The sequence below is a fragment of the Enterobacter sp. Ap-867 genome (assembly GCF_011752855.1).
GTDB lineage: Bacteria > Pseudomonadota > Gammaproteobacteria > Enterobacterales > Enterobacteriaceae > Cedecea.
Map to the genome: position 1 here is coordinate 1,100,861 of NZ_VWWS01000001.1, position 14,327 is coordinate 1,115,187.

The 14,327-nt window shown below is 58.0% G+C and carries 1 protein-coding gene; it reads left to right on the forward strand.

Annotated features, from left to right (window positions below; translation table 11 throughout):
• A complete protein-coding gene (locus F3J26_RS05310) occupies window positions 1-14,325 on the forward strand; it encodes a hemagglutinin repeat-containing protein (protein WP_166992045.1) in 14,325 nt (4,774 codons plus the stop codon).
• Window positions 14,326-14,327: the final 2 nt, after the last annotated feature.

Below are 14,327 nucleotides of genomic sequence, written 5' to 3' on the forward strand. Positions count from 1 at the left end.
ATGGATAAGCACCCGGTTGGATTAGCGCCGCGCCTGTTAAGTTACCTCATCATCTGCCTGATTGCCGGGCAGCCGGTCTTTCCGGCGGTGGCGGCGACCATCAACCCGGTCACGCCGGGTACGCAGATGGATCAGGCCGGAAACGGCGTCCCGGTAGTTAACATCGCCACGCCCAACCAGGCAGGTATTTCCCATAACCAGTTCCAGGACTATAACGTCGGAAAAGAGGGGCTGATCCTTAACAACACCACCGGGCAGATGACGCAAACTCAGCTCGGGGGGATTATTCAGAACAACCCTAACCTTCGGGCCGGCCAGGAAGCGACCGGCATCATCAATGAAGTCATCGGCGGCAATCGCTCACAGCTGCAGGGTTATACCGAAGTGGCGGGCAAGGCGGCCAACGTGATGGTCGCTAACCCCTACGGCATTACCTGTAACGGCTGTGGATTTATCAATACCCCCAATGCCACGCTGACCACGGGCAAACCTCAGTTTGATGCGGCAGGTAACCTGCTGGCGCTGGATGTCAGCAAAGGCACCATCACGGTTGAAGGCCAGGGCCTCGATGCCAGCAAAACCGACGCGCTGTCGATCATTGCCCGGGCAACGGAAGTCAACGCCGGTATTCACGCCAAAGATCTTAAGGTGACCGTGGGCGCCAACCGCGTTTCATCCACGGGCGTGGTCACGCCGATAGCCGGAGAAGGTGCCGCGCCCGTGGTTGCCGTGGATACCGGCGCGCTGGGCGGCATGTATGCCAATCGTATTCACCTTGTTTCCAGTGACAAAGGCGTGGGCGTCAACCTGGGGAACCTGAACGCGCGCCAGGGCGACATCACCCTGGATGCCAGCGGCAAGCTGGTGGTGAATAACAGCCTTGCAAGCGGGAGTCTCTCGGCTCAGGCGGATAGCGTCGTGCTGAGCGGCGAGCATAAAAGTGGGGGCGCAACGCAGGTTAATAGCCGCTCTGACATCACCGTCGCCAACGGTAAGTTAGCCAGCGATAGGGACATCACGCTGAACGGCAGCGGAAAACTGGCCCTGAACAACGGCCAGCTCACCGCAGGCAATGACATTGCTCTCAATGCCGGGGCGGTAAGTATGGACGCGGCCAGCGAGGCCAACGCGGGCGGCGCGATCCGGGCCAGCGTGGGGGCAGGCATGGGCAATGCCGGGAAGCTGACGGCGGGGCGAGACATTGCTTTATCCGCTGGCCAGGTAAGCAACAGCGGCCAGATTACGGCCAACGGGGACCTGAACGCCAGAGCCGGCAGCCTCAACAACAGCGGGAACGTACAGGCACAGCGCAATATCCAGCTCGACCTCGGTTCGTTCACGCACAGCGGCCAGATGCTGGCCGGGGCAGGACTCACGGCCACGACCGGGGATGCCTGGATAGACGGCATGTTGAGCAGCGGCACCGACCAGGCGTGGACCAGTCGCAACACCTTCAATATTGGCCGAAATGGTCAACTTCTGGGCAGCGGCAATCTTGCGCTTGAGTCCGGAACGTTCAGTAATGCGGGGACGGTTAACGGCAAGCAGGAGGTGACGTTAAGCAGCCAGCAGCTTTACGGCCAACAGGGAAGCTCGCTGGCAAGCGGGGGCAACCTTGAGCTGGTTACTCAGCAGCTACAAAGCGCCGGGCAAATCACCTCGCAAAAAGATCTGACGTTCAAGGGTGAGCGATTTGAAACCCTGGCCGGCGGGCAATTGCAATCTGAAGGCAATATGCTGCTGCAGGCTAATAATAGCCTCACGCTGAGCGGCACGCAGGCCGCAAAAGGTGCGCTCGTGATTAACACCGGCACACTGACACACAGCGGAAGCACCCAAGGTAATACCGTTACGCTTGGCGCCCGTCAGATCGACACCAGCGGAAATATTCAGGCTGATGGCGCAATGTGGCTCACCGCAGACAATATTGTGCAACAGGCCGGTGGTGCCCTGCTGGCGCAAAAAAACTTACAGCTTAATGCGCTGAACTTTACCAACCGGGGCTCGCTGGACAGCGATGCGCTGACGCTGGCTATTGCCGGGAATATTGACAACCAGACAAGCGGAAAAATCACCGCTCGCAATGGCCTGAACAGTACCTCCGATAGCTTTAACAACGCTGGGCAGGTAGCGGCCTCCGCGCTTGACGTCACTGCGCAGACCGCCCTGACCAACACCGGCAGCCTGCTGGCTGAGAAAAACCTGAATGCAACGGCAGCGCAGCTAAAAAACACCGGCCAGCTTGAGGCGGCCTCTCTCGCGCTGCATGGCACCACGCTAGACAACGGCGGCCTGATTCAGGGCGGTCAGCATCTCACGTTAACGGCCGCGGACCTGGCTAACCGAAGCGGCGGCAAAATCATCAGCGGCAGCGGCCTGGCGCTCAGCATCCCGCAGCTCACCAATGCAGGCCTGATTTCCGTTCAGCAGGGGCTGGCCATTGATAGCCTGACGCTGGTTAACAGCGGGAATATTGAATCTCAGGCGATGACGCTGAAAGCGGGCCAGCAGGTAGACAACCAGGCCAGTGGAGCACTGCTGGCGAAAGATGCGCTCTCGCTCTCGGCTGGCAGCTTCAATAACGCCGGGAGCCTGCAGGGAAAAAATCTCGCTATCGGCGCGGGGCAATGGAATAACAGCGGACTGACCCGCGGAAGCGAGAGCTTAACGGCCAGCGTTAGCGGGGAGCTGAATAACGGCTCACAAGGGAAAATCATCGTCGGCCAGCCGGACGCTCTGGGCGTCATCGCCGGCGGTCAGTTTAATCTCAACGCCGGGAGCGTGACCAACGAAGGCTGGCTGCAAAGCGGCGGCGGGGCGAACGTGACCGTTCAGGCCCTGGTGAACGCGGGGGTGATTTCCGCTAACCAGGGCGCAACCCTCGAAGGGCTGACGCTCGATAACCGGGGCCGCATTGAAGCGCAGGATCTTCAGCTAAAACTGCGTGACAAAGTGAATAACTTTGCTGGCGCCGTGCTGGTGGCAAAACGCAACCTGCAGCTTTCTGCTCCTGAGTTAGATAACGCCGGCCAGTTAATTGCCGACAGTACCGTTCTGGATGTGCAAAACGTCGCTAACACGGGCTTGCTGCAAGGGGATTCCGCGCTCAAAGCCACGGGCGACACCTTCAACAATGCCACGGGGGGCACCGTGCTGGCAGAAAGGGAGCTGACGCTTGCCGCTCGCCAGATGACCAATGCGGGAGAGATTCAGGCCGACAGCGCGACGCTCAATACCGGCCAGATGACCAACAGCGGCAAGCTGCTTGGCTTGTCCATCCTCAACCTGACCGCGACTGATAACCTGGCCAATACCGGTAAAATCCTCGGCAAAGACAAACTCGTACTGACCAGCGGCAGCCTCGAAAACCAGGGCACGCTGGCGGCGTCTGATCTCAGCGTCGACAGCCAGCGTAACGTCAACGGCGGCCTGTTGCAGGGCGAAAAATCGCTGCGTCTGGGTGCCACGGTGCTGAACAACCTCGCGCAGGGGAAAATTATCAGCGGCAGCGGGTTGTCGTTGTCTATTCCTGAGCTGAACAACGCCGGGCTGATTTCGGTAGAGCAAGGGCTGACGATCGACGGGGTCAATCTCAGCAACAGCGGGAACATTGAAGCCAGCGATCTGAACCTGGGGCTGACGCAAGGGCTGGATAACCAGGCCAGCGGCGTGCTTCTCGCCGACAACACGCTCTCGGTGACAACGGCCAAAGGCAGTAACGCCGGGAAACTGATTGCCAACAATACAACCCTGACGGTTGATGACCTGACCAATAACGGATTGCTCCAGGGTAACCAGGCCATTAGCTCCCGGGGCAAGACGCTGACTAACGGTGGCCCAGGCCAGCTATTAAGTGACGGAAACATTGCCGTGAATGCTGCGCGTCTGGATAACGCCGGCCGACTGCAGGGGAGAAATATTACGCTGACCGGCGGGCAAAACGGCGGTGAAAATACAGGGCAGATTCTTGGCCGCGACGCGCTGAATATTTTATTCGGCGGGGCGTTCAACAACGGCGGCCGGCTGATTAGCCAGAACACTCTCGGCCTGACGACCGGGCCACTCAGCAATACCGGCATTATTGCGGCCTCTACCCTGAATATAGATGCCGGATCAGCCCAGGCAAACAATAGTGGCTTGATTCAGGCAGACGGCAAACTGCAGCTTACCGCTGCCGCCCTGCGAAATGAGAAAGGGGCCACGGTGGCTGGCGGGGATGACGTCACCCTGACGCTACCCGAACTCAACAACGCGGGCAGTCTTTCTGCCGGCAAACATCTTCAGATCGACGGGGAAAGTTTAAATAACCTCGGTACCCTCGACGCACAAAGCGTGGATCTGAGTCTGAGCGGGCAGTTAAACAACCTGGCTGGAGCCTCACTAGTGGCGGACAACCGGCTGGCAATGACCGCTCACGGCTGGACTAACGCCGGGCAAATTATCGGTGACAACGTCACCTTCTCTGTTCTGCAGGGGCAAAACGATGGCCTGCTGCAGGGCGACAGCAGTTTGAAGCTCAACGCCACTCAGTTTGGCAACGGCGCGGCAGGCAAAGTGCTGACCGGAGGCTGGCTTGATCTTCGCGGCGCCCAGTGGAACAACAACGGGCTGCTTCAGGGGCAAACCCTGACGCTACAAGGCGGCGATCTGAGTAACATCGGGTCGCTGTCCGGCAAAGACAGGCTGTCGATTAACACCGATAAATCGGTCACTAACAACGGGCAGATGCTGAGTCAGGGAGAGCTGCAGCTTTCCACCGGCCAGCTGGATAATAATGGCGTGCTGGCCGCGACAAAGGTCGGTGTTCGGGCCGACACGCTTAATAACCGGGGAACGCTGCAGAGCAACAGCGGGTTGGATCTCCACAGTGCCGTTGTGACAAACAGCGGCACGCTGCTGGCTAAGCAGGGGCTGAATATCACCGGCACCAGCCTCGACAACGGCGGTATCGTTCAGGGGGACACGCTCACTCTTGCCTTGCAAAACGGGCTAACCAACCAGGCGACAGGGAAACTGCTGGCAACTGGCACGCTTGATTTCAGTGGAGAGTCGCTGAGCAATAGCGGTGCGGTGGCAGCGGATAACGCGCGCCTGGCGGTAAACATTTTCAATAACGGTGGGCTGGTGCAGGGCAATAATGGCCTGTCGCTGTCCGGTGCAGGGGCAAATCGCCCTCAGACCATGCTGCTGAGAAGTTTTGCCGCAGCGCCACCTCCGGCCGTTCGTGTCCTGAATAACCTGAGCGGCGGGAAGCTGCTTAGCGGCGGCCAGCTCGACATTGCCGCTAATGATGTGAGCAACGCTGGCACCGTTCAGGCCCGCGACAATCTGACCTTCACCGCAGGGAGCCTGAATAATCAGGGTACACTTTCGGCGGGCAGTTTAGCGCTCGATATCGCCGGACAGTTGAATAACCAAAGCGGCGGCAAATTACTGGCGGCAGATGCGCTGCAAGGCCTGAGCGAAACCCTGGCTAACGGCGGCGTGATTGCCGCAGGCAAGCTCGAACTCGGCAGCAACCGCATCGATAACCAGGGCGTGCTCCAGGGCGACACTGCGCTGGCGCTGAATACTCCGCAGCTCAACAATCTGGCCGACGGGCAGATCGTGAGCGGCAGCTCGCTGAACCTGACCATTCCGCAGATGGTCAACCTGGGCCTGATCTCCGTGAAGGAGGCGCTTACGCTGTCAGGCGCGAGCCTGGATAACCAGGGCATGCTGCAGGGCGGCAGCCTGGCGCTGAACTTTACCGACAACATCTTCAACCGCAACGCGGCCAAACTGCTGGCAGAGAAAGGTCTGTCTCTGCAAACGGCCAATCTTAACAATCAGGGCACGCTGGCAGGTGACACCGCAGAGATAACGACCAATACCCTGAACAACGCAGGCTTGATGCAGGGCAATACGGCGCTGACGCTGGTCTCGGGTACGCCATCCACGTTGACAGTCACGAACCAGAATAACGGGAGAATACTGACCGGCGGGGCGCTGGCGCTTAACCTGTCGACGCTCGCCAATCAGGGAACCCTGCTGGCTCAGCAGGGAATGACCGTCCATGCCGATACCGTGGACAACCAGGGCACGATGCAGGGGCAAGATCTGACGGTTAACGCTTCCACGGTGAATAACTTGTCCGGCGGCAAAATGCTCACGGGGGGTCAGCTGGCGCTTAATGGCCAACAGATCGCCAATGCCGGCATTATGCAGGGCCAGACCCTGGGCGTGAAAGCGACTGACTGGGACAATAGCGGCAGCGCGCTCGGCCTCAACGGGCTGACGGCTCAGGTTGATAACCAACTCATCAACGGTGGGCGTTTGCTCAGCCAGGGCGTGAGCCAGATAACCGCCGGAACGTTAACCAACACCGGCGCAGTGTTGAGCGAGGGGGACTTAACGCTCAGCGGCGGCGCGCTGCTGAACCGCGGCAATATTCAGGGCAGCAATCTCACGGCCAACAACGGGGCGATAGACAACGCGGGTTCGGTGATTGGCCTGAAATCGCTGACTCTGCAGCCTCAGCAGGACATCAACAACCGGCAGGGCGGCGCCATGCAAACCCAGGGCGCCTTGCTGGTGTCCGGGCAGAACGTCACCAACGGCGGCCTGTGGCAGGCGCAGTACCTGAAGCTGAACGCTCTGCAACTGCAAAATAACGGCACGCTGCAAAGCACCGGCAACCTCGACCTGGCGCTGGTATCCGGCCTGACGAATACCGGTGCCATAACGGCCAATAACGCGGCCACCGTTACGGCTCCGGGAATAACAAACCAGGGGCAAATACAGGCTAAAAATCTTGCTCTCAGCGGCAGCTCGCTCAATAACAGCGGCAATATCAGCGGCGTTGAAGGCCTGGGGATCTCGCTGGGCGGTAACCTGGATGTGCAAAGCGGCGCGAAACTGCTGACCAATGGTTTGCTGACCGTCGGGGCCAATATCATCACCAACCTCGGCCACGTTCAGGGCAACGCGGTGACGCTCACCGCCGCCGCACTGAACAATCAGGGACGTATAGAAGCGAATTCTGCCCTCACCGGCACGCTGAGCGGAGGCCTGGATAACGGACAGAATGCGGTCCTGCTCAGCCAGGGCAGCCTGGATCTTGGGGCGCAGCAGCTAACCAATACCGGCACCGTTCAGGGGAACGGCAATACCCGGCTCGATCTGCGTGAGCGCGGCAGCAACCAGGGGCAGCTACTGAGCGGCGGCACGCTGACGCTCAATGCGCCAGGGTTTACCAACGGCGGCTGGGTGCAGGGTTTCGCACTTATGCTGAATGCGGGCTCGCTCAACAACGGCGGAACGGTACTGGCGCAGCAGCAGGGGACGATCGGCGGCAGCTATATCCTGAATAACGGCATGTTACAGGGAGGCAGTTTAACCGTTAATCCAGGGCAACTGGACAACAACGGCACCGTGTATGCCACACAGAACCTGGGCATCACGGCCAGCCAGGTTAACAGCTCTGCCGGGGCACGGCTGCTTAGCCAGGGCAATATGGGGATCAACGCCGGGAATACCAGCCTGCAGGGGCAGGTCGCGGCGCTGGGCAACCTGTCGCTCAACAGCCAGGGCAGCTACAACCAGCTGACCACGCTGGCGGCTGGCAATACGCTGGCGGTCAGCAGTCAGGGCGATATTAACGTCAATGGCCTGCTACAGGGCCAGGGCGTGCAGCTCTCTGCCGCAGGCACGTTGAATAATAACGGGCAGGTCCGGGCGGGCTACGGCGAAAGCCACCTCAGTGCCGGACAACTGAATCTGAACGGCGCAGGCAGCGTGCAGGCGGGCGGGACGCTGCGCCTGACCAGCCAGAACGGCATCAACAACGCGGGCTTCGTCGGCACCTCCGGTGATTTAATTGCCAGCGCGGGCGGGACGCTGCTCAACAGCGCCCTGCTGTATGCGGGCAATAACATGAGTCTGTTTGCCAACAGCATTCGCAACTATCGCGGCGACATTCTGGCAGGCAACAGCCTGTGGATGCAGCGTGATGCGGCGGGCAATGTCAACGCCGAAGTGGTGAACACCTCCGGAAGTATTGAAACGCAGAATGGTGATATTTCTATTCGTACCTTGCATTTATTGAATACCCGCGATGGCCTTAGTATTCAGCAAACTACAACAAATAATTCGACTGTGGCGGGTATTGGGAGTGCTTCCATTTTTGTTAAACCAGAGCAATTACCTGGCGGCGCAATGGGGTATTTTACTACTGATGAGGTTGTTCAAGTTGGTTCATGTAATGGCCACGGGGCGTGTAATTACGTGCACCACACATATTACCATTATGCCCCCTTCAAAGATTTTGCTACGCAAAAATTCGCAGTTTCACAAACAAATATAACTGTTGCTACAAATGGTGGAAGCGGCAGGATTGCTGCTGCGGGTAGCATTAACGGTAGTGTTGATAATCTCGAAAACCAGGCGAGTAATATTCTTGCGGGTAGCAATATTATATTCACCGGAACACAGTTAAATAACCAAAGCTGGCAGGCAGGCACAAACTACGACTTTTTAGTTTACCAATACGCCGATCCTGGTACGCGTAAGCCTCGATTTGCGAATATTAAAGAGGCTCCGCTTGGCGCCGAAATAAAGGGTAATGGTGCGCAATTTAACCTCACTGGGCATGATACTCAGTATGAGCCGGGTGAAATTTATCGTTCGGTCATTCAGGCCGGAGGCGCAGTCGTCGCCAACTTTAGCAACAATATCAGCAATACCTCTGTCTCAGCCAATACCCCTGGCTATACCCCAGGACGAAGTGCTCCGGGGCTTAATTTAGCCGGTGGTCCTGGTGTAACTGGCGGCGCGCAGGCCACCGATCTAAAGACGGGCACCAATAATACTGTGACCGCACCGCAGGCAACGATCAATTTGTCTGGAACCGGGATTGGTAACATCGAAAACCCAATCGGAAGCGGCGGATTAGCCGCCGTGAATAGTCGGCCGCAGAATGGCGCGGACTATGGTCAGGCCGGCGGTAAGATCGCCGATGTCAACCTAGGCCAGCAGGGCGGGCCTGATATTGATTTAGCGGGCAACGCGACGGGACTGGCGGATTCGAAGGCGAATGGTGGCAATCTAACGCCTGTAAACGGTGAGACCGTTGAGCTGACCAAACAGCAATCGGGCGAGCCCTCTCGTCATAAAAATGATGATATTGCCGCCGCTGCCGCTCAGGTGATAGCGCAATCCAGCGGGGGGAAAACACCGCCGCCGCCAGGGTATGATTATCGCCCCATTGAACTGACGAACATCTCGGATATTACCTCGAAGCTGACGGCCAGCGGGTCGCCAGTTAAGCTCAGCGATTATCCGCTGCCTGCCAGCGATAACGGCTATTTTGTCGCGAATAAAGATCCGAAAAGCCCGTATCTGATCGTCACCAATCCCAAGCTGGATAGTCTTGGACAGCTGGACAACAGCCTGTTTAACGATATCTATAAGCTTGCCGGGATGGCCGGACCAACCGCACCGCAGGAAACGCGCGCCACTTATACCGATACCAATAAATTCCTCGGCTCGGATTATTTCCTGGCTCGACTGAACCTGCGCCCGGACTATGACTACAGCTTCCTCGGAGATGCGGCTTTTGATACCCGCTATGTCAGTAATCAGATCCTGAATCAGACCGGCAGTCGCTACGTGAACGGCGTCGGCTCCGATCTGGAGCAGATGCAGTACCTGATTGACCATGCCGCTCAGGCTCGTGACAAACTGGGTCTTAAACTGGGCGTCAGCCTGTCTGCCGATCAGGTCGCGGCCCTGGACTCCAGCATCCTGTGGTGGGAGAACACGGTGATCGACGGGCAAAATGTCCTCGTGCCTAAACTGTATATCTCGCCGAAGGACGTTGCGGTGAATAACGGCAGCGTCATCGCCGGGAATCAGGTGATCCTCAACGCAGGTAATATCACCAACGATGGAAGCACGCTGCAGGGCAAAGCGCTGCTGAGCGCCAGCAGCCAGAACGCCATCAGCAATATTAACGGCGGGGCCATTAACTCGGGCGGCAGCCTGCAGCTCAGCGCCCTGGGGGATATCAACAACATTGGCTCCACCATCGCCGGGCAGAAAGTCAGCCTCGAGAGCGTGGGCGGCAGCATCATTAACCAGACGCTGACCAGCCAGTGGAATGCCTCCGGCAAAACCGGCGGCTGGAATGGGATGGATGTGGCCTTCACTCAAACTGACCTGGGCCCACTGGCATCGATTACCGCCGCCGACGGCCTGAGCCTCAGCGCGGGTAAAGATATCCTCAATACCGGCGCCAATCTCAGCGCAGGTGGCGACATGCTGCTGAAGGCGCTGGATAACATTTCCCTTACGGGCAACCAGCTTGTGGAGCGCGACCAGCGCGGCCGCAACATCAATGAAACGCTTACCCATCAGGGCAGTAACGTCAACAGTGGGGGGAATCTGAGCCTGCAGGCCGGGCGCGATCTGACCGTCACCGGCAGCAACCTCAATGCCGGTGGCAGCGCCGCGCTATGGGCAGGGAACGACCTGACGCTGGACGTGGCGAAGAACAGCCGCCATAGCCAGACCAGCAATATGGACATCCTCGATACCAGCAATACCCGCACGACCATTAGCACCGGGAAGGATCTCTCCCTGGCGGCAGGGCGAGACCTGAACAGCATGGGTGCGGCGCTGGCAGCACAGGACAGCGTAGGGCTACATGCCGGGCGGGACGTTAACTTAGAGGCGGCGGAATCTTCCCACAGCGATAAGTACACCGCGAAGAAAAAAGTCGATATCAATGAATCCGTGCGCCAGCAGGGCACGGAGATCGCCAGCGGCGGAAACACCACAATTATTGCCGGGCGCGATGTTAACACCGAGGCCGCGCAGGTGACGGCCCACGGGGATATCGGCGTGGGCGCAGGGCGGGATATCAACCTGACCACGGCCACCGAGAGCGACTACCACTACGACGAAGAAACCAAAACCAAAAAAGGTTTCCTCAGCAGCAAAACCACGCACACCATCAATGAAACCAGCTCGACCCGCGAAGCCGGAACGCTGCTGAGCGGCGATAACGTGACGCTGAAAGCCGGTAACGATCTGCTGGTGAAAGGCTCGTCCGTGGTAGGCGACGGGAATGTGGCGCTGAACGCGGGTAATAACGTCGATATCGTGGCCGCGACGGATACAGACACGGCCTGGCATTTTAAGGAGACTAAAAAGAGCGGCCTGATGGGCACCGGCGGCATCGGTTTTACCATCGGCAGCAGCAAAAGTACCCACGATCTGCGTGAGCAAGGCACCACCCAGAGCCAGAGCATCAGCACTGTGGGATCAACCGCCGGCAACGTCAGCGTGAACGCCGGGGGAACGGCGCATATTGGCGGCGCCGATCTGGTCGCAAGTAAGGACCTGTCGGTCTCAGGCGATAACGTTCTCATTGAGCCGGGGCACGACAAACGTACCCGAGATGAGAAATTTGAGCAGAAGAGCACCGGGCTGACCGTGGCCCTTTCCGGGGCAGTGGGAGACGCGGTCAACAGCGCGGTAGAGACCGCGCAAACAACCAAAAATGAAAGTGACGGCAGACTGGCTGCCCTGCAGGCCACGAAAACGGCGCTGGCCGGGAGCCAGGCCTATCTGAACGCCCAGAAAGCGGGGGCAGAAAAAGATCCTGATAACGGTATCCGGGTAAGCGTCTCCCTGACCACGCAAAAATCGAAATCTGAGCAGCACGCCGAGTCGGATGTGGTCAAAGGCTCGACCCTGACGGCCGGAAATGATCTGAGCATCACCGCCACCGGAAAAGGAAACAGTGCGGACAGCGGCAATATCCTGATTGGCGGCAGCCAGCTCAAAGCGGGAGGAGACACTTCTCTGGCGGCGAGCAACGACATTCTGCTGAGCGGAGCAGCCAATACGCAGCTGACGACCGGCAAAAACAGCAGCAGCGGCGGAGGTATTGGCGTTGGTTTCGGCGTGAACAGCGGTTCAGCGGGACTGAGCATCTTTGCCAACGTCAACGCAGCCAACGGTAAGGACAAAGGGAACGGCACCAGTTGGACGGAAACCACACTCGACAGCGGCGGCACGGTGTCGCTCACCAGCGGCCGGGATGCCATCCTGAACGGGGCCCAGGTCAACGGCGATAAAGTTATCGCCGACATTGGCCGGGACCTGCTGATCGGCAGCCAGCAGGACTCGAACAACTACGACAGCAAGCAAACCAGCATGGCCGCAGGGGGCAGCTACACCTGGGGCACCAACCCGGGCGCATCCGGTTATGTCAGTCTCAGCCAGGACAAGATGAAGAGCACCTATGACTCGGTGCTGGAGCAAAGCGGTATTTTTGCCGGAAACGGCGGCTTTGACATTACCGTGGGCAACCATACCCAGCTTAACGGGGCGGTGATAGCCAGCCGGGCCGGGGCGGATAAAAACAGCCTCGATACCGGGACGCTGGGCTTCACTGATATCAGCAATAAAGCCGACTACAGCGTCAGCCATAGCGGAGTGAGCCTGTCCGGCGGGACTAATATATCTGCCGGATCAATGCTGGCCGCTAACGGCCTCGCGAACGTTGGTACGCTGCTGGCCGGGATGAACGGGAAAGGCCACGCCGAAGGCACCACGCAATCCGCCGTGGCAGATGGTAGTATCACCGTGCGTGACAAGGCGAATCAGCAGCAGGACGTTGCCACGCTGAGCCGCGACACCGATCATGCCAACGGCAGCATCGGGCAGATCTTTAACAAAGAGGAAGAGCAAAAACGCCTGCAGACGGCGCAGCTGGCGGGTGAAATCGGCGGCCAGATGACCGGCGTGGTGGCCACCTATGGCGATCTGCAGGCGCTGGATGCCGTGCGTGCCAAAGATAGCAAATACGCCAGCATGAGCGCTGCAGAACTGCGTAATACGGAGGACTACCAAAAAGCCTTTGGCGACTACGGCATCGGCGGTAAATACCAGATGGTGGCGCAGTCGGTGAGCGGCATTCTGGCGGGCGCCGCCGGGGGCGATTTCAATAAAGCCCTGGCGGGTGGCCTGAATCCGGTGATGGCGCAAGTAATTAAGGGCGCCACAACCGACGGTAACAAAGTCGATGAACCGGCTAACCTGATGGCGCACGCGGTCTGGGGCGCCCTGGCGGCCCAGCTCTCAGGCGGCAATGCGGCGGCAGGCGCGGCGGGGGCATTCAGCGGCGAACTGGCGGCGAGACAAATCGCCGCAGAGATGTTCCCGAATACAAAACCTGGGGATTTGAATCAGGACCAGAAACAGCTCGTTAGTCTGCTGGGCATCATGGCGGCAGGGATCGCTGGCGGCGTGGTAGGGAACAGCACCGCAGCGGCGACTACCGGCGCTCAGGCCGGGAAGAATGCGGTTGAGAATAATTATTTGAGTGTGTCGGAGAAGACAGAGCTTGAGATAGCGAAGCAGAAACTCAACAGTAAAGACCCGGCAGAGCGGGAGAAAGCGCAGCAAACCCTTAACGAGCTGCGTGAAAAAGACATCACCAGCGATAAGAAGGTTATCGACGCCTGTGGCAACGGCGCGGCAGGGAGTGCAGCCTGTGCGAGTGCACGCCTAGAGGTTGTCGCGGCCAAAGGCGAGTACGAGAATACCGGGAACTATAACTCGAAAGCCAGCCAGCAATATGCGGATGCCTACGGGCAGATAGTGAACCTGCTGAATATCACCAGCGTTGATGCGCAGAATCAACAGCAGGTGAAGGATGCGATGGTGAACTATGCTATGGAATATCTTAAGGTTGATAAGGTGGCGGCAGAGAATTACGTCGAAACCTACGAAGGGATACAGATGATAACGTCGTCCCTGAAGCCTGTGCTAGGTGCGGCTGTTGTTAGTAAGATTGCGGTGATAGCTAAAGAGTCGGTGATTTATCCTTCAGGGATTAGCTTTAAGATTAACCAGCCAGAACACCTGGCACAACTTGACGGATATTCCCAGAAGAAAGGGATTACTGGTGCGCATAATGCTGATGCTTTTAATAAAGCTGTCGCTGATAACGGAGCGAAGATCGTTTCTGAGAAATCTACAGGAGTTAAAGGTATAACTCAGATTCAATATGAGATCCCGACAAAAGATGCTGCTGGGAATATGACAGGGAATTATAAAGGAAATGGTTCTAAGCCTTTCGAAAAAACCATTTATGATCCCAAAATATTTACCGATGAAAAAATGTTGCAGTTAGGTCAGGAAGCTGCTGCGAAAGGCTATAAAGACGCAATCAAAAATGGGTTGCAAGCATACGATGCGACAGCCGGGGGCGTTACATTCAGGGTATACGTTGATCAGAAATCAGGCATCGTAAGTAATTTTCATCCGAAATAGGG

Excerpts from the sequence above, each read along its gene's own strand:
- F3J26_RS05310 (WP_166992045.1), top strand. The coding sequence starts at position 1 with ATGGATAAGCACCCGGTTGGATTAGCGCCGCGCCTGTTAAGTTACCTC.